Consider the following 18,447-nt stretch of genomic DNA (forward strand, 5'->3'; position numbering starts at 1 on the left):
GGAGAGACCATGACACATAACCACACGCGACATAACGCCCTGCGCCGCGCCCTGCCCCTGCTGCTGGGGGTCCTGTTTGCCGGCCCGGCGCTGGCCGACAAGGCCGACCCGGTCGGTGAAGTGAGCACCTCCTTCAAGCTCTTCGGTCCCAACCACAAGATCCTGGTGGAGGCGTTCGACGACCCGCGCATCGACGGCGTCGCCTGCTATCTGGCGCGCCCCAAGACCGGTGGTGTAAAAGGCGGGCTGGGACTGGCGGAAGATCCCTCCCACGCCTCCCTGTCGTGCCACCAGATCGGCCCCATCACCCTGCCCGAAAAGCTGAAGGCGGGAGAGGAGGTGTTCGATGTCAGCACTTCACTGGTGTTCAAGGAGCAGAAAGTGGTGCGTTTTTACGACAAGAAACGCAATGCACTGGTTTACCTGACCTACAGCACCAAACTGGTGGATGGTTCGTACAAAAGTGCAGTCAGCGCCGTTCCCATTATGCCGTGGGGACAATAACCAGCCGGTTTGTCAGGTGATAGCTGACCCATTTTGTTGTAATTTGACGACACACACGCTGCGGAGCACATACCATGAAAGTCGCCGTATTCAGTACCAAGAGCTATGACAAAGAGCATTTCAACCAGGCCAACAGCCAGTACGGCTTCGACCTAGAGTTTTTCGATGTGCGGCTGGAGGCCAAAACGGCCCGACTGGCTCACGGCTTCCCAGTGGTGTGTCTGTTCGTCAATGACGATGCCGACCGCGAGGTATTGACCGAACTGGCTGCCAACGGCACCCAGGTGATCGCCCTGCGCTGCGCCGGTTACAACAACGTGGACCTGGCCGCGGCCAAAGAGCTGGGGCTGAAAGTGGTGCGGGTGCCCGCCTACTCCCCCGAGGCGACCGCAGAACACGCGGTCGGCATGATGATGTGCCTCAACCGCCGCATCCACAAAGCCTATCAGCGCACCCGCGACGCCAACTTCTCGCTGGAGGGGCTGGTCGGCTTCAACATGCATGGCAAGACCGTTGGCGTCATCGGCACCGGCAAGATCGGTCTGGCCGCCCTGCGCATCCTCAAGGGCTTCGGGGTTCGCCTGCTGGTCAACGATCCTTACCAGAATCCGGCAGCCATCGAGCTGGGTGCCGAGTACGTGGATCTCGATACCCTGTTCCGCCAATCCGACATCATCAGCCTGCACTGCCCGCTGTTCAAAGAGAACTACCACCTGTTGAACAAGGAGGCGTTCGCCAAGATGAAGGACGGGGTGATGATCATCAACACCAGCCGTGGCGGTCTGCTCGACTCCAACGCCGCCATCGAGGCGCTCAAGACCTCCCGTATCGGCGCACTGGGGCTGGACGTCTACGAGGAGGAAGAGGATCTCTTCTTCTCCGACAAGTCCAACGAGGTGATCACCGATGACGTGTTCCGCCGCCTGTCTGCCTGCCACAACGTGCTGTTCACCGGCCATCAGGCGTTCCTGACCCGCGAGGCGCTGCACGCCATCGCCGATACCACCCTCGGCAATATCCGCGCCATCGAGATCCAGGGCCGCTGCGACAACGAAGTGGAATAAGGGCTCGCCCTCTCTTCGTCACGCGCCGGGTTGTGAGACCCGGCGCCTTCGGGTAGGCTAGCCCCCCTTTTTTATTCAGGAGTCTGGCGCCCATGTTTATCGGATTTGATTACGGCACCTCCAACTGTGCCGTGGCCGTGATGGAACAAGGTAGCCCCAGGCTGCTGAATCTTGGCGCATCCCGCTATCTCCCTTCCACCCTGCATGCGCCCCACCGGGATGCTATCGCCGGTCTGTTGGCCGAAGGGCTGGCACCCGCCCAGCAGGCGGAGTACCTCAAGCTACGTGGCCCCGTGGTCACCCGCGCCCAGACGGTTCGCCGCCAGATGCGGGAAGAGGGGCTGATCGACGAGCTGAGCTTTGGCGGTGCCGCGCTGGAGCGCTATCTGGAAGAGCCGGACGACGGCTACTACATCAAATCGCCGAAATCCTTTCTCGGCGCCTATGGCCTCAAGGCCCCCCAGATCGCCCTGTTTGAAGACATCGTCTGCGCCATGATGCTCCACGTCCGTCAGCAGGCGGAACAGCAGCTCGGCGCCCCGATCCGCCAGGCGGTGATCGGTCGCCCGGTCAACTTCCAGGGCCTGGCGGGGGAAGAGAGCAACCAGCAAGCTATCGCTATCCTGACCGAGGCGGCCCGTCTGGCCGGTTTCGAGCAGGTGGAGTTCCTCTATGAGCCGGTGGCCGCCGGGTTTGAATTCGAGGCGCGCCTCACCGAAGACGCCGTGGTACTGGTAGTAGATATCGGCGGCGGTACCACCGACTGCTCCATGCTGCGGATGGGTCCGAGCTACCGAGATCAGCTGGATCGCAGCGGCGATCTGCTCGGCCACAGCGGCCAGCGGATCGGCGGCAACGACTTCGACATCCGCCTGACGGTGGAGGGGATGATGCCGCTGCTCGGCATGCACGAGACCCTCAAGACCGGCAAGCCGCTGCCCCATCCGCTGTTCTGGGATGCGGCCGCCATCAACGACGTAAGTGCCCAGAGCCGCTTCTACAGCCTCGACACCGCCCGCCAGCTGCAGGATCTGCAGCTCGACAGCCAACCCGGCAGCAAGCTGGGACGTCTGGCCAGCCTGCGGGCCCACAAGCTGAGCCACCAGCTGGTATGGCGTGCCGAGCAGGGCAAGATCGCCCTCTCGGAGCAGGAGCTCAATCGCCAGTCGCTGGCCGAGCTGGAAAAAGGGTTGGAAGCGGAGCTGACCCGCGAACAGCTGGCCAACGCCTCGGCCCTGCTGCTGGAGAAGATTGGCGAGCTGATGGATGAGGCGATCGCCGCTGCCGGCGTGCAACCCGACCGCATCTTCGTCACCGGCGGTAGCGCCCGCTCGCCGCTGATCGCCAGCTTTATCCGCCAGAAGATCCCCTCCATCCCGCTTGAGGGTGGCGATGACTTTGGCTCGGTGGCTGCGGGTCTTGCCCGTTATGCCGAGCGGCTGTTCGCCAACTGAGCCCTGAGATAGCGTAAATCGATGGCAACATCACCCGTGTGTTGCCATTAAGCGACAGTCGTGCGGGACAAGGGGCGACAGAAGCGGTCGGTCGTCCCCTCTCCCGCCCTGCTCCCGACTGCCCAAAAAGGGTATTCTTGACGCTCCCCCAACCGGAGCCCCCTCATGCCCAGATTGCCCTTTTTGCTGATCCCCCTGTTACTGCTCGCTGGCTGCAGCTCGACCGCCTTTGTTCAGCAAGATCTGCAACACCACCACTGGGTACTGAGCAAACTGGATGGCGAACCGATCAAGGCCCCCCGCGACAATCCTCCCGATTTCGAGATCGGCGAGCACTTCACCGTCAACGGCATCGCCGGTTGCAACCGCTACTTCGGTCAGGGCCATCTGGAAGATGACAAACTGTGGATCACCAGTCTGGGCAGCACCGAAATGGCCTGCATGCCGCCGCTCGACACTATCGAACAGGCTGTACTGACCACCCTTACCGAGGGGGCGACCTTGAGCGGCACCAGTCAGAACCTGATCCTGCAGGGCAAACAGCACCGTTTGGAATACACCTTGCGCGACTGGGTGTTCTAGCGCTCACAAAGCCGCATCACAAACAGGAACATGTTGTCCGGCTGTGGCACAATATGAGGCAGAGTTCGCAACGGAGGCTGCCTCAGCCATGTCGATGGATCGCCTGTTTGACAAGATCAAACAACTCCCCACTATTCCCAAGCTGCTGCACGAGTTGATGCAGAGCTTCAACGACGAGAATGCCCGCATCGACCAGATTGCGGCCAAGATCGCCATGGACCAGGTGATCAGCGTCAAGGTGCTAAAGATGGCCAACTCGGCCGCCCTGCGCCGTGGCAACGAAGTGACCTCCATCGAACAGGCGGTGATCCGCCTCGGCTTCAACCGACTGCGCTCTGTGGTGGTCGCTTCCGGCATCATCGGCACCTTCAAGGCCCCGCCCAGCTTCGACAAGAACAAGTTCTGGACCGAGACCTTCCAGGTCGCCACCATAGCCCGGACCCTGGCGCAGGAGGCCAAGGTGCTCGACCCCGAGACCGCCTTCACCTGTGCTCTTATCCACAACATCGGCGAACTACTGATCCAGAGTACCTTGCCGGAAGAGGCGGAGCTCATCAATCTGGCGATCCAGAAGGGGAGCAGCCGGGTCGAGGCACAGCGGGAGATGCTGGGTTACGACTACGCCCAGCTCGGTGCCGAGCTGGCGCGGCGCTGGAACCTCTCCGAGGCCTTCGTCGATGCCATCTCCCAACAGCTGGATCCCCTCTCCCACGATCCGGTCAGCAAGGAGGCGGTGCTGATCCGCCTCGCCGTGTTTATCTCCTTCGCCTGGAACGCGGGAGTGCCTGCCCAGGCCATCATCGCCCGCTTCCCCAAACCGCTCGCCGACCAGTTGGGACTGGATCCCAAGTCGCTGGCAGGCCAGCTCGAAACACTGCATGAACAGGGTAATGCCCTTGCCGATCTTCTGACTCAATAAGCATCATGACCCATCCGTTTCTGTTTCATCCCCAGGTGGCGCCCTGGTTCAAAGAGAGCGCCGACGCACTGCAATTGACCCTCTTTAGCGATCTGGATGCACCGATCCGCGAGGTGTGGCTACGCCACGAGCCGGATAACGAGGAGTACCTGATCCCGATGACGGCGGTCTCCACCCGCGATCGGCTGCAGGTGTGGCAGGCGACCCTGCCGCTCATCAAGGGACAGGATATCCACCTCTACAGCTTCAAGTGCCTCACCGACGAGGAGCAGTGGTGGCTGCACGGGGCGGGCGTCAGCGCGTCCATGCCGCCACGGGAGCAACATTTTCGCTTCAACAGCCTGCACCAGCCACCGGCCTGGGTGCAGGATCAGGTGTTCTACCAGATCTTCCCCGACCGCTTCTGCAACGGCGACCCGTCGCTGAGCGTCAAGCATCACGAGTACGAATATCGCGGCAAAGCGGTCATCAGCAAGGCGTGGGGCGAACCGGTCAGTCGCCATGAAGAGGGCCACGGCGCCTGCGAGTTTTACGGTGGCGATCTGGCGGGGATCGATGCCAAGCTGCACTATCTGCAATCTCTCGGGGTGACGGCGCTCTACCTCAACCCCATCTTCGATTCGCCGAGCAACCACAAGTACGACACCCAGGACTACTTCAAGGTCGATGCCCACCTCGGCAGCAACGCGCAGTTCGCCGAGCTGACCCGCAACCTGCACCAGCGCGGCATGAAGATCATCCTCGATGCGGTGGTCAACCACACCTCTACCGAGCACCCCTGGTTCTGCCCGCCACTGGGAGCCCAGAGCAACCCGGACTCCCCGTGGCGCAGCTTCTACACCTTTGATAAAGAAGGGGATTACGTCAGCTGGAAGGGCATTCGCAGCCTGCCCAAGCTCGACTTCTCCTGCGAGAAGGTGCAAGACGCCGTCTATCGGGCCGATGACGCCATCCTCCGTTACTGGATGCGCGCCCCCTACCAGATCGATGGCTGGCGCTTTGACGTCATCCACATGTTGGGCGAGCGCGGCACCGCCGAGGGCAACAGTGGTCACGTGCGCGCCATTCGCGGGGCAGTGAAGCAGGAGAACCCGGACGCCTATGTGCTCGGCGAACACTTCTTCGAGGCGAGCCAGTGGCTGCAAGGGGATCAGGAGGACGGCGCCATGAACTACTACGGCTTCGCCCACCCGATCCGTGCCTTCCTGGCTGGCAAGGATATCGCCTACCACCCCATCAAGATCAGCGCCGAAGAGCTGGATCGCTGGCTCAAACTGGCGCGGGCCCATATCCCGTTCAAGAACCAGCTGGCCCAGTTCAACCTGCTGGACAGTCACGACACCGCCCGCTTCCTCCATCTGCTGGGCGAGGACAAGCAGCGGATGCGCCTCGCGGCCACCCTGCTGCTCACCTATATCGGCGTGCCCTCCATCTACTACGGCGATGAAGTGGGACTCTCCGGCGGTAACGACCCGGACTGCCGCCGTTGCTTCCCGTGGGATACCACAGACTGGGATCACGTGCTGCACGACCACTATCGTCGGCTGATCCAGATCCGCCGCCAGCGCCCCTCCCTGCGCCGTGGCGATATCCAGACCCTCTATGCCGGGCCCCACAGCTATGTGTTCGCCCGTACCCTGCAAAGCGATCAGGTGGTAGTAGCCTGCAACCGCCACCCGAGCGAGCCGCGCACCATCAGCCTGCCCCTGTGGCAGACCGCCAGCCCTGCCAGCCGCTTCACCGACGCCTTCAACGGCGAGAAGTTTGAAGTGGTGCAGGGCGAGGTGCAGCTCACCATCCCCGCCAACTCGGCGAGAGTACTGATCTCCAGCTGAGTGGGCAACTGACATGCTGAAAAACAAAACCGGAGCCCAAGGCTCCGGTTTTTTATTTCGTTCAATCCACCATGACGTTTGGCTCTTTGCCTGCCGCCATCAGTAATTGATGCTGACGTAGGGCACTTCCGGCACCTGCCAGCGCTGCTTGAGGTAGACGGTGAGCACGAAGAAGAAGTTGGCCAGCAGGTTGGCGAAGCGATAGAGAATGGGATCGAAGGCCACCCCGCTCTCTTCCAGCCTGACCAGCAGCCGCACCACCTTCTTGCTGCCACAGCGGCACAGATGGAGGGTGGGGATGGGCTGCGGCCCCTGCGGCAGCACGAAACCTGTGACGCTGCCGCGACTCGCCTCGTTGTAGTGGTCGTAACGGGCCTTGAGCCACTCAAGATCTGCATCGAAGATCCCCAGCTTGCCGCGTACCGATCCGTTTAGGTTGTAGATAAGTCGCTGCAACGCCGCGAGATCCGCCAGCACGGGCTCGGTATCCGCATCCGGCGCAAGGTGTGACAGCACGGCCCCGACCTGACAACAGAGCTCGTCCGTGGCGATTTCAAAATCACATTTGAGCGAGCTTTCAAAGATAAAGGGGTAGCAGAGCTCGCGCTTGTCTCTTGGCTTCTTGGGGTTCATGGGGCAACCGGATTGGAGAAAAGGCCAGTTTGCCAGCCCCGGGAAGGGCTGGCAAACGGCAGCTCATTACTTGAGTTACGCGCTGTGGCTCAGGCGTTCTTACTGGCGGGCTCGGTGGACGGCTGGAACTGGCCGATCATCCGCAGCGCCTCCAGCATGCGCTGGTTGAAGTTGGTGAAGCTGCTGATCTGTGCCGGATCGCTCTGACCGCGAGCGGCCAGCACTGCCGGGGTCAGCGCCTGTTGCTGTGACTCCGGCAGCAGGGTATCTGCCTGCTTCTGTACCTGATCCAGCTTGGGCAGATAGTCGGCAAACGGCTTGAGCAGATCCTGCAGGGAGCTGGCCCCCTGATAGGTCTGGCTCAGCTTGACGCTCTGCTTGAGCTTGAGGGAGTAGGAGGCCAGCTGGCTGTCATCCAGTTTCAGCTCGCCCGCCTTGTCCAGCAGATCCTCGAAGTTGCCGGAGAAGAAGCTCCCCGCCAGCTCATCGATCCCCTTGACCAGCTTGCCGATGGACTCCATCTCGTCGCTGCTGAGATCCCCCTCCAGCGAGAAACTGAAGCTCTGGCTCGACTTGAGGCTGAACTGGCTGCCGCTCTCGCTGGTCTGGGACTTGGTCTGCCAGCTGTCGTTAAAGCGCAGCACCACCTTGTCGCCATCCTTGGTCTGGATCTCCAGATAACCCTGCTGGCGACTGGCCATCTCGGCCTGCCCCATGTCGGTCGGGGAGACCTTGCCGAAGAACTCCTTCTCGAACTCCTCGAGCCCTTTCTGGATCAGCTTGTAGCTCTGATCGATACCAGTTTTGATATCCTCGTTGTCAGTCGCCCACTTGCCGAGCTGCTTCTTCGCCTCGTCAAAGCCCTTGTCGATCCCCTTGCGGGCCTGCTCCATCATCCCGGTCAGGTCGTCGTCGGATTTGCCATCGGCCCGCGCGGCACCGAGTCGCCCGGTCACGAACTGCAGCACGTTGTCCGCCACCGACTGGAAGTCGAACAGGGTCTCCGGCGTGATCTCCTCGGGCTCTTTCACCTTCGGCGCCTGATAGCCCTGGCCATTGATCTCCAGCGAGAACTGCAATGCCTGCTGGATCAGCACCTGCGCCCACTTGGGCGGCTTGTGCAAGGAGACCGCCTCCTCGCTCTTGACCTGTTTCTGCTCCGCCTGTTGGGGCGATTTGGGAGAAACACCCACTCCCTTGGGTTGGGCTGCGCCCACGCCTTCGATCTGCATAATGTGTCCTCCCACCATGCCTGTAGATCAGCTATCGGCCTGACTGAACACTTCTTGACCACAAAATACTGGACAATCTGCGGCTGGCTTTTAAAATCGGGCCCCTTTGGGTGGCCTGTTGCCTTCCCCCGATTTCGACCCGGCCCGGCCGGTGTGCATGTGAGGTATTTATGACCCAGTCCCAACAGCCTTCCGCGAACGCTCCGGCGCCTAGAACCGCGGCCGACTATCAGGCCCAACTCGACGAAAAGCGCGCTCGCCTCACCGGGCTGTTTGCCGGCTTCACCCTCCCGGCGCTGGAAGTGCACAGCTCACCGGCGGAGTACTACCGGATGCGCGCCGAATTTCGCATCTGGCACGAAGGGGATGACCTCTTCCACTGCATGTATGCCCCGGCGACCAAAGAGATCATCAAGATAGACCACTTCCCCACCGCCAGCCGCCTCATCAACCAGTTGATGCCGCTGCTGCTGGAGGGGCTGCGCCCACATCCGGTGCTGCGCCGCAAACTGTTCCAGATTGACTACCTCTCCACCCAGTCCGGCCAGATCATTGTCAGCCTGCTCTATCACCGCAAGCTGGAGGCCGAATGGCGACAAGCCGCCGAAGCGCTGCAGGCAGATCTGCGCGCCAAGGGGTTCGAGCTACAGCTGATTGGCCGCGCCCACAAGCAGAAGATCTGTCTGGGGGATGACTTCGTCATCGAACAGCTCAACGTGGCGGGTCGCCAGCTCATCTACAAGCAGGTGGAGAACAGCTTCACCCAGCCCAACGCCGCCATCAACGAGCAGATGCTGGCCTGGGCGCTGGATGTGACCAAGGGGAGCGAAGGGGACCTGCTGGAGCTCTATTGCGGCAATGGCAACTTCTCCATCGCGCTGGCGCAGAACTTCCGCAAGGTGCTGGCCACCGAAATCGCCAAGCCGAGCGTCGACTCCGCCCAGTTCAACATCGCCGCCAACGGCGTCGACAACCTGATCATCCTGCGTATGTCGGCCGAGGAGTTCACCATGGCGATGCGTGGTGAACGGGAGTTCAACCGCCTCAAGGGGGTCGACCTCAAGAGCTACCAGTGCAACACCATCTTCGTCGACCCGCCCCGCGCCGGTCTCGACGATGCCACCGTCAAGCTGGTGCAGGAGTACGACAACATCCTCTACATCTCCTGCAACCCCGAGACACTGCAGGCCAACATGGCCGTGCTGGGGGAAACCCACGAAATCGCCCGTTTCGCCCTGTTCGACCAGTTCCCCTGGACCCATCATATGGAAGCCGGGGTCTATCTGCGCCGCAAGGCCGGTTGATTCAGGCAGACAGGAAAACAACAACAGGGCCGGATGGCCCTGTTTTGTTATTGACTGAACACCGGCCTCACTCCAACCGGAAGTGGCCCACGATCTCCCGCAGCCGGTCGTAGGTCTGCTGCATCGCCGCAGAGCTGGCGACCGTCGCTTCGCCATTGTGGGTCAGCTGGCGGATCACTTCGGCAATGGCGCTCATGTTGCGATTGATCTCTTCGGCCACCGCGCTCTGCTGTTCCGCCGCCGTGGCGATATGGCTGATGAGATCGTTGATCTCCACTACTTCCCCCGCCATTAGATCCAGCGACTCGTTGACCCTGGTGGTGTTCTCGGCCGCCCCCTGACAGCTCTGCTTGGTGTTGCCCATGGCCTCCACCACAGTTCGGGTGCCCCGCTGCAGACTGGCCAGCATGGTCTGGATCTCGGCTGTGCTCTGCTGGGTGCGGGCAGCGAGGGAGCGCACCTCGTCTGCCACCACCGCAAAACCGCGCCCCTGTTCACCGGCGCGGGCCGCCTCGATGGCGGCATTGAGCGCCAGCAGGTTGGTCTGTTCGGCAATGCTGCCGATCACCCCGAGCACTGAGCCAATCTGCTGCACATCCTGCTGCATCACCTCGATGGAGCGGGCAGTGGCTTCCACTTCGTCTACCAGCGCCATCACGCTGGCCATCGCCTGATCCACCACCTGACGGGACTGGCTCGCCAGCTGCTGACTCTGGCCGGTGAGCTGGGCGGTGCTGGCCGCACTCTCGGAGACGGAGACCGCGGTGCGGCTCATCTCGTTGATGGCGGTCACCACCTGCTCGGTCTCGCGCACGTGGTCCGCCAGCAGGGACTGGGCGGCGCCGGTCTGGTTGGCCAACCCCTCGATGCCGCTGTTGAGCTGGCCGCTCGCCTGCCGCACCTCCCCCATCATCTCCTGCAACCGCTCGATAAAGCGGTTGATCCCGGCCGAGATCTGGCCAAGGTCATCCTTGCTGGTCACCGCCAGTCGGCGGGTGAGATCGCCGCTGCCGCGAGAGAGCTCCAGCACAAGATCCCGCAGCGAGAGGATGGGGCGATATGCCACATTGAGCGCCAACATCGCCAGCACCATCACCACGATCGCCACGCCGCACAGCGCCATGATGATCTGGCCGTTGAGAGCCCGGGTCATGGCCCTGATGTAGTCAAGATCGATGTAGCCGGTCAGCGTCCAGCTGCTGCCGCGAATATCCAGCTGGTTGGGGCGCGCTTCGCTCTCCCCCTGCGGCTTGCTGTCATAGAGGCTGTTGCCCTGACTGTCGGCCAGCGAGAAGTAGCGGCCATCGCCACTCATCTTCTCCAGCAGGCTTTTGAACTCGCTCATGTCGAGGTAGTAGAGATAGGCGGAATCGGCACCGCGTGGCACCAGAATGGTGATGACCGGCTTGCCATCCACCTGTTGCAGCGGGCTGACGGTGATCTGGTTGTTGGCGGCGGGGATCAACTTGCGCAGGGCATCCACTTTGGCGCTGTCGTTGATGACACCGCTCACGTCGAAGGCCATGTCGCCGATCACCTTGACGATGTTGTGAAAGCCGGTCTCTTGCAGGGTCTTCTTGACGTTGGTCACCCCGAAGTTGAGGTTGGCGGCCAACAGAATCTTCTGATTGATGTCGCTGGCCAGCTTCTCTTTGACCAGAGTGATCTGCTCGTTGATGTTGTGGGTGGCCTGAGTGCGAATATAGCCACTGATGAAGTGGTTGACGCTAAGCCCGGCAGTGCCGATGGTGACCAGAATGGCCAGTAGCAGCAAGAGGTAAATCTTGACCTTGAATGGCATGGGTTCCCTCCAGAAGAGAGGGCTGGCAACGCCAACCCTCCCTGCCAATCGTTATTTCTTCTTGGCGTACTTCATGGAATCCAATGCCACCGCCAGAATGATGATGCCGCCCTTGATGATGAACTGCCAGTAAGGGCTGACCCCGATATAGGTCAAACCATAGTTGATCAGGGTGAAGATAAGTACGCCGGTAATCACACCCGCGACCGTTCCCACCCCGCCAGCAAACGACACCCCGCCCACCACGCACGCCGCGATGGCATCCAGCTCGTACATGAAGCCGAGGTTGTTGGTGGCGCTACCGATCCGGCCCGCTTCCAGCATACCGCCGAAGGCGTAGAAGACCCCTGCCAGCGCATAGATCATTACCAGATTGACCGCCACATTGACGCCGGAGACCTTGGCCGCTTCCGGGTTGCCGCCGATGGCGAAGATGTTCTTGCCAAAGCGGGTCTTGTTCCACAGCACCCAGACGAACACGCTGGCGATGGCCGCATAGAAGGTGAGATACGAGAGCTTGAAGCCTCCTATCCGGATAAACCCCTGCGCGAAACTGGAGAAGCGGGGATCAAACCCGGCCACCGGCGAGGCTCCTACCGAGTCAAAGTAGAGGGAGTTGATACCGTAAACGATGATCATGGTGCCCAGGGTGGTAATGAACGGGGTGACGTTCAGGTAGGCCACAATGAGACCGTTGACCAGACCAATCAGGGCACCCACCACACACACCAGCAGGATCACCACAGGAATGGGCACCTCCCCCAGCGTCGGGAACACCTTGTTGACGTTGGTCAGCGCCTGCAACATGGTTGCTGCTATGAGTGCCGCCAGACCGACCTGACGACCGGCCGAGAGATCCGTCCCCTGGGTGATGATGATGCCCGCCACCCCCAGCGCGATGATGACCCGCACCGAGGACTGGGTCAGGATGTTGCTGAAGTTGGTGAGGCTCAGGAAGGAGGGCTCCTGGATCACGATGACCATGAGCAGCACCAGCAGCACCAGATAGATGGCGTTTTCCTTGAGCGCCTGCATCAGATTGAAATTTTTAGCCGACTCCATAAATGTCTTCCTGTCTCTAGAGGTACAGAGATGCCAGGCGCAGTATCTCGCTCTGGTCAGTTTCTTTGGTATTGACGATCCCGGCGACCCGGCCGTTGCTCATCACCATGATGCGGTCGGTGATCCCCAGCAATTCCGGCATCTCTGACGAGATGATGATGATCCCCTTGTCCTTCTTCGCCAGCTCCAGAATGAGCTGATAGATCTCGAACTTGGCCCCGACGTCGATGCCGCGGGTGGGCTCGTCGAGCATCAGGATCTCCGGCTGGGTCAGCAGCCAGCGACCGATGATCACCTTCTGCTGGTTGCCCCCGGAGAGGGAACCGATCTGGGTCTGCTGGGTCGGCGTCTTGACCCGCATGGAGTCGATCACCCACTGGGTATCGCTCTTCATCTTGTTGTCGCTGAGCAGCCCCATGGAGCCCTTGTAGCTGTCCATGTTGGCGATCAGGGAGTTGAAGGCGATATCGAGCCGGGAGTAGATACCGGTGGAGCGGCGCTCTTCCGTCACCAGTGCAAAACCGTTGCGGATCGCTTCGTGGGCATTGTGATTGGCCACCTCTTTGCCGTGCAGCTTGATGCTGCCCTGGCTGCGATCGCGAATGCCGAACAGGGTCTCAACGATATCGGTGCGCTTGGCCCCCACCAGTCCGGCGATGCCGAGGATCTCCCCCTTGTGCAGGTTGAAGGTCACATCCTGAATGGAGGGCTGGTTCTTCGCCGTCAGGTGTTCGATCTCGAGGATCACCTCTTTCGGCTGGTTGGTTTTTTCAGGGAAGCGCTGGGTCAGTTCACGGCCGACCATCATGCCGATGATCTGATCCATGGTCATGCCCTTGAGCGGCTGGGTTGCCACCCACTGGCCATCCCGCAATATGGTGATCTCGTCACAGAGCTGGAAGATCTCCTCCATCTTGTGAGAGATGTAGACGATGCCGCACCCCTTCTCCTTCAACTTGTTGATGATCTTGAAGAGGTGGTTCACCTCTTTCTCGGTCAGGGAGGAGGTGGGTTCATCCATGATGACGATCTTGGCGTCGTAGGAGAACGCCTTGGCGATCTCGATCATCTGCATCTGGGAGACCGACAGGGTCGCGACCTTCACCTTGGGGTCGATGTCGATATCCAGCTCATCGAAGATGCGCTTGGTGTCGTCATACATCTTGCCGTGGTCGATAAACCACCCCTTGGTGGGGTAGCGGCCGAGCCACATGTTGTCCATCACGGTACGCTGCAGCACCAGGTTGAGCTCCTGATGCACCATGGAGACGCCATTTTCCAGCGCCTCTTTCGAGGAGGTGAAGTTGATCTCCTGCCCCTTGAAGAAGATCTTGCCCTGATCCTTCTCGTAAATGCCGAACAGGCACTTGAGCAGTGTGGATTTTCCCGCTCCGTTCTCGCCCATCAACGCATGCACAGAATGAGGACGGACCCGTAAATTGACATTATCGAGTGCCTTGACGCCAGGAAAGCTCTTACTGACGTCAATCATCTCCAACAGCCATTCTGATTGTTGCTGTGTTGTCATATCAGCCATCACATCTGGTTGAAAAAAGGGCAAGGGGATCTCCCTTGCCCTGGAGGAGGGAATTACTCGAATTGGGACAGGTTGTCTTTATCCACACCGACGTAGGCAACACGTACTACCTTGTCGACGATATTCCACTTGGTGCCTTCACCGGCCGGTTTGCCTTCAGCCAGGTTCTTGGTCAGCTCGAAGGTGGCTTTGGCCTGGTTGGCCGCATCGTTCAGCACGGTACCCGCCATGGCACCGCTCTTGACCATGGCCAGCGCTTCCGGCAGCGCATCGACGCCGAATACCGGAATGGCAGTCTTGCCCTGAGCTTTCAGTGACTCGACTGCACCCATTGCCATGCCGTCGTTGTTGGCGATGACCACTTCGATCTTGTTGGCGTTGGGGCCGGAGATCCAGGCGTCCATCTTGTCTTTCGCCATGGCGGTATCCCACATACCGGTATCCATGTGCAGTTGCTCGGTCTTGACGCCGCCATCGTTCAGGGTCTTGACCACGTAGGAGGTGCGCGCTTCGGCATCCGGGTGGCCCGGCTCCCCTTTCAGCAGCACGAACTGGATCACGCCATCCTTGTTCAGATCCCACTCCGGATGGGCTTTCCAGTGTTTGGCAATCAGCTGACCCTGGATGATCCCTGACTCCTTGGAGTCGGTGCCCACGTAGTAGGCCTTGTCGTAGCTGGCCAGATCGGTAGCGCTCGGCTCCTTGTTGTAGAAGACCACCGGGATATCTTCGCCACGGGCTTTCTCGATCACCACCGGGGCCGCAGCCGGGTCAACTAGGTTGATGGCCAGCGCCTTCACCCCTTTGGCCAGCAGCACGTCGATCTGGTCGTTCTGCTTGGACTGGTCGTTCTGGGAGTCGTTCATCAGCAGTTCCACCCCCGGAGTGGCTGCCGCCTCCTTCTCGATGGCCTTGCGCACGACCGCCATGAAGTTGTCGTCGTATTTGTAGACGGTTACCCCGATACGGGTGTCAGCCTGGGCATTGGCTCCAGCCATCATGCCCATCAGCAGGGCGGCAACTGTGGTCAGTTTTTTCATTATGTGTGCTCCGATGTGTCTATCTGTGTTGTAGGGTGGCGAGCAATTGAGCAAGCGCCAATCAATGTAATCAGTTTGTTGTCATTTCTTCTGTGATCATGACGACAAAATGAAAACGATTACACTCTGTTACATTGAAACTTTGTTTTTATTTTTCAAATACATATAAATTTAAATCAGATTTGAGACTCAATCTTTCCCACAGCATTGAGGCTAGTCGTTACTGGTCTGTTGTCAAAATGGCGCACTGGCCAGGCAGTCCCCTCAATAGCTGGCTTAACGGAGAGTACAGCCCCAACGGTAACTACGCTCAAGCAGTTGATACTCGGGACGCACGCTCTGGCTCCAGGAGTCATCCCCGCCCACCCCCATGTGGGCGCCATCGAGGCAGACCCACAGCCCCTCTTCGGCCACCAGATCGCTCTGGTGACGGGCGGCGGCCAGCTGTTGCTGACTGAAGCGGCTGGCACTGAAATGGAAGCTGCCGTTCACCGTCGTGCTGCCCAGCTGCAACTGACGGGTATCGCAGCGCAAGCCGTTGTCGGTCGGGAAGACGTAAGGGGTGTGCATGGCCTCCAGCGGCAAACTCCAGCGCCCCAGATCGGCGCCCAGCAGGCGATCCGGATAGTTCTCGTGCGGCCCACGCCCCAGCCATTCGGCTCGCGCTGGCACCTCGGCCAGATGAAGCAGCAGGCCGATCCGCGGCAGCGACGGCAGCACCTGTGCCAGCTCGGTCTCTATCTCGAGGCTCATGGCGCCATTGTCGGTAAAGCGGTGATGCCAGTGACTCACCAGCAGCAGCTCATCACGATGGAAGTAGCCATGACTGACCCGGATATCCCCTCCGGCGACCGCGAGCCCCAGACAGCGGTGCTGCCACTGACCGAGACCACACGCCTGCCAGCGGGCAATCCAGGAGTTGGGGTCAGCGTGATCCGCTTCGCTGGTGCCGATGTCGTTGTCGAGCGGCGCCCGGTAGAAGTGATCCATGATCGGCGCCAACAACTGCTCCTGCCCCGATTTTTGCCAACTGGTGATACGGCCGCTCTGCTTGTCGAGCCACCACTGGCTGTTTGCGGCGGTGATCCGCCAGCCATCCGGCTGCTCGCTCAGGGTGGCGGCAGCGACCGGCGCTGGCAGGGCAAGGGGGGTCGGCAGGGTGAACTGCTGACGGGCGACCTTGTGATCTGCCTGCGACCAGAGGGTGGCCTGGGGCTGAACGATGGCCAGATCGAGCCAGGCCAGTGAACCTGCCGCAAAGGGGGGCAACGCCTCGCTCAGGGTCAACTCGACCACCCCCTGTGGCGCCAGCTCAAGGGAGAACTCCCCCTGCTGCTGCACATGGCCGTTCTCACACAGCTGCCAGCAAAGCCGCTCGTTGTCGGTTTCCCGAAACAGGTATTCGCTCTCGATCCTCACCCGCAGCGGGGTGCGCTCAAGCAGAGTGAAGCGGAACGGTTGCTGGGCACGCTTCGCCTCGCACAGGGCTGGATGGGGGGTGCGATCCGGGAACAGCAGGCCGTTGCAGCAGAACTGGCGATCGTTTTGCACATCACCGAAGTCGCCACCATAGCCCCAGTAGTGGCGGCCATCGGCGGTGTATTTGTCGAGCCCCTGATCGACCCAATCCCAGACAAAGCCGCCTTGCAGACGTGGATGATCGCGAAACGCCTGCCAGTAGTGGGCGTAGCCCCCCAGACTGTTGCCCATGGCATGGGCATATTCGCAGAGGATCAGCGGCCGGTGCTCGCCGGGCAGGCCAATCCACTTGGCCAGCGCCCACTTGGGCACCGCCGGGAAGGGCTGATCCTGATGGGTTCTGGCATACATGGGGCAGATGATGTCGGTGGCCGGGGTATCGGCCCCGCCCCCCTCGTACTGCACCGGACGGCTCGGATCGCTGCGCTTGATCCAGCCATACATGGCATCGTGAGCCGGGCCGTAACCCGACTCGTTGCCGAGCGACCAGATGATGATGGAGGGGTGGTTGAAATCCCGCGCCACCATGCGGGTCGCCCGCTCCAAAAAGGCGTTGCTCCAGGCGGGATCCCGCGCCAGCCGCCCCATGGGGGTCATGCCGTGGGTCTCCAGATTCGCCTCGTCCACCACATAGAGGCCGAGCCGATCGCAGAGGCGATAGAAATCGGGGTGGTTGGGATAGTGGGAACAGCGCACCGCATTGAAGTTGTGGCGCTTCATCAGCAGCAGATCCCGCTCCATTGTGGCGCGATCGATGGCATAACCCTTGGCGGGGTGATGCTCGTGACGGTTGGCACCGCGAACAAGCAGCGGCTGCCCGTTGACCCGCAGCAGGCCGCCACGGATCTCCACCACCCGAAAGCCCACATCGCACGCCTCGCTCTCGATGGCCAGGCCCTGCTCGTCCAGCAGGGTCAGGGTGAAGCGATAGAGATGGGGCGTCTCGGCGCTCCACTTGCGAGGCGCAGCCACGTCGAGCCACAGCTCGGCACGATCGTCATACGCCCCTTTCTCATCAATGACTTGGGTGCCGATCGGCTGGAGCAGGGTCGCGACCCGCTCACCACCGTCATAGAGATTGGCCTCCACCGACAGAGCGGCCCCATTGGCGACCTGCAGTGCAATCTTGAGACGGCCATCCCGATAGCAGGCATCCAGCTCGGGGGTCACCCGCATATCCATCAGATGGCGGGACGGTTTGTGCAGCAGGCCGACGGAGCGGAAGATCCCCGACAGCCACCACATATCCTGATCTTCCAGATAGGAGCCATCAGACCAGCGCAGTACCAGCACCGCCAGCCGATTGTGACCGGTGTGCAGATATGGGGTCAGATCGAATTCGGCGGGCAGCCGGCTGTCCTGGGAGTAACCGACCCAGCGGCCGTTGCAGAAGAGGTGGAAGGCGCTGCTCACCCCGTCGAAGATGATCCGGCTCTGACCGCTTGCCAGCCAGCCGGCGGGCAGATCGAACTCGCGGGAGTAGCAACCGGTGGGGTTCTCTGCTGGCACCCGGGGCGGATCGCAGGGAAAGGGGTATTTGATATTGGTGTAGATGGGGCCATCGGTGAGCGGCCGCGCAGCCGGATAGGCGGCATCCAGCTGCCAGTTACCCGGCACTGTAATGGGGCAGGCATCCACCAGGTCCTGCGCCAGCCAGCTCTCGGGCACCAATTCGGGAGCGGCAAAGAAGGAGAAGCGCCACTCGCCATCGAGCAAGAGACGGGAGGAAGAGGCCAGATCACCCCTGGCATCCGCTTCGCTGCGCCAGCTGAACATGGGGGTATGGGCTGCCAGCCGGTTTACCGACGTAATAGCCTGAGTCTGCCAATCCTGACGCGCCACTATCTCCCTGAGCATTCACTCTCTCCCTGCTGATTGGAAAACGTATTCAGTCTAGAGAAGTATGACGCAGGGAACGGCGATCTCGCTCACACAGATGTAAACGATTACACTGATTTTGTTAAGTAAAGCGGAGTAAAAATGATTAAAAACCAGTAAAAC

At 60.8% G+C, this 18,447-nt stretch carries 14 protein-coding genes; 7 read left to right on the plus strand and 7 right to left on the minus strand.

Annotated elements, in window-relative coordinates; translation table 11 throughout:
- The first annotated feature begins 9 nt into the window (after positions 1–9).
- The 6 genes from G5332_RS10715 to malZ all read left to right on the plus strand — a co-directional run bounded on the left by G5332_RS10715 (position 10) and on the right by malZ (position 6,358).
- Complete coding sequence (locus tag G5332_RS10715) at positions 10–504, plus strand: CreA family protein (protein ID WP_421249880.1); 495 nt, start codon at positions 10–12, stop codon at positions 502–504.
- Between the two features lie 74 nt (positions 505–578).
- The gene (locus tag G5332_RS10720; RefSeq protein ID WP_064341035.1) at positions 579–1,568 is read left to right on the plus strand and encodes a 2-hydroxyacid dehydrogenase; all 990 of its coding nucleotides are present in this window, start codon (positions 579–581) and stop codon (positions 1,566–1,568) included.
- A gap of 92 nt (positions 1,569–1,660) precedes the next feature.
- Positions 1,661–3,022, plus strand: coding sequence for a molecular chaperone (yegD, locus tag G5332_RS10725; RefSeq protein WP_216952647.1), 1,362 nt, complete (start codon positions 1,661–1,663; stop codon positions 3,020–3,022).
- Between the two features lie 165 nt (positions 3,023–3,187).
- On the plus strand, positions 3,188–3,604 hold the full coding sequence (locus G5332_RS10730) for an META domain-containing protein (RefSeq protein WP_064341033.1): 417 nt from the start codon (positions 3,188–3,190) through the stop codon (positions 3,602–3,604).
- A gap of 88 nt (positions 3,605–3,692) precedes the next feature.
- Entirely contained in the window at positions 3,693–4,523 is an 831-nt protein-coding gene (locus G5332_RS10735; RefSeq protein ID WP_216952646.1) for an HDOD domain-containing protein, read from the plus strand.
- Between the two features lie 5 nt (positions 4,524–4,528).
- Positions 4,529–6,358 carry a maltodextrin glucosidase gene (malZ, locus tag G5332_RS10740; RefSeq protein WP_245132762.1) on the plus strand — a complete coding sequence of 610 codons (1,830 nt, stop codon included), beginning with the start codon at positions 4,529–4,531 and terminating at the stop codon, positions 6,356–6,358.
- 99 nt (positions 6,359–6,457) lie between these two features.
- On the opposite strand, the gene G5332_RS10745 is transcribed toward malZ, so the two are convergent.
- Positions 6,458–6,991 (minus strand): ATP--cob(I)alamin adenosyltransferase, encoded by a 534-nt coding sequence (locus G5332_RS10745; RefSeq protein ID WP_245132760.1) that lies wholly within the window; start codon positions 6,989–6,991, stop codon positions 6,458–6,460.
- An 89-nt stretch (positions 6,992–7,080) separates the two neighbouring features.
- Complete coding sequence (locus G5332_RS10750) at positions 7,081–8,223, minus strand: DUF5610 domain-containing protein (protein ID WP_421172448.1); 1,143 nt, start codon at positions 8,221–8,223, stop codon at positions 7,081–7,083.
- 170 nt (positions 8,224–8,393) lie between these two features.
- On the opposite strand from G5332_RS10750, the gene trmA reads away from it, so the two are divergent.
- A complete protein-coding gene (gene trmA, locus G5332_RS10755; protein WP_227341608.1) occupies positions 8,394–9,527 on the plus strand; it encodes a tRNA (uridine(54)-C5)-methyltransferase TrmA in 1,134 nt (377 codons plus the stop codon).
- 67 nt (positions 9,528–9,594) lie between these two features.
- Here trmA and G5332_RS10760 read toward each other — a convergent pair whose 3' ends face one another.
- The 5 genes from G5332_RS10760 to G5332_RS10780 all read right to left on the minus strand — a co-directional run bounded on the left by G5332_RS10760 (position 9,595) and on the right by G5332_RS10780 (position 18,303).
- A complete protein-coding gene (locus G5332_RS10760; RefSeq protein WP_227341609.1) occupies positions 9,595–11,328 on the minus strand; it encodes a methyl-accepting chemotaxis protein in 1,734 nt (577 codons plus the stop codon).
- Between the two features lie 51 nt (positions 11,329–11,379).
- Positions 11,380–12,390, minus strand: coding sequence for a galactose/methyl galactoside ABC transporter permease MglC (gene mglC / locus G5332_RS10765; RefSeq protein ID WP_033136342.1), 1,011 nt, complete (start codon positions 12,388–12,390; stop codon positions 11,380–11,382).
- 16 nt (positions 12,391–12,406) lie between these two features.
- Entirely contained in the window at positions 12,407–13,927 is a 1,521-nt protein-coding gene (gene mglA / locus G5332_RS10770; RefSeq protein WP_041234376.1) for a galactose/methyl galactoside ABC transporter ATP-binding protein MglA, read from the minus strand.
- A 53-nt stretch (positions 13,928–13,980) separates the two neighbouring features.
- A complete protein-coding gene (gene mglB / locus G5332_RS10775; RefSeq protein WP_005340747.1) occupies positions 13,981–14,967 on the minus strand; it encodes a galactose/glucose ABC transporter substrate-binding protein MglB in 987 nt (328 codons plus the stop codon).
- A gap of 276 nt (positions 14,968–15,243) precedes the next feature.
- Positions 15,244–18,303: a beta-galactosidase gene (locus G5332_RS10780; protein WP_421259355.1), complete on the minus strand. Its 3,060-nt coding sequence runs from the start codon at positions 18,301–18,303 to the stop codon at positions 15,244–15,246.
- Positions 18,304–18,447 lie beyond the last annotated feature (144 nt).

Source organism: Aeromonas sp. 603757 (assembly GCF_049171255.1).
Taxonomy (GTDB): Bacteria; Pseudomonadota; Gammaproteobacteria; order Enterobacterales; family Aeromonadaceae; genus Aeromonas; species Aeromonas veronii_A.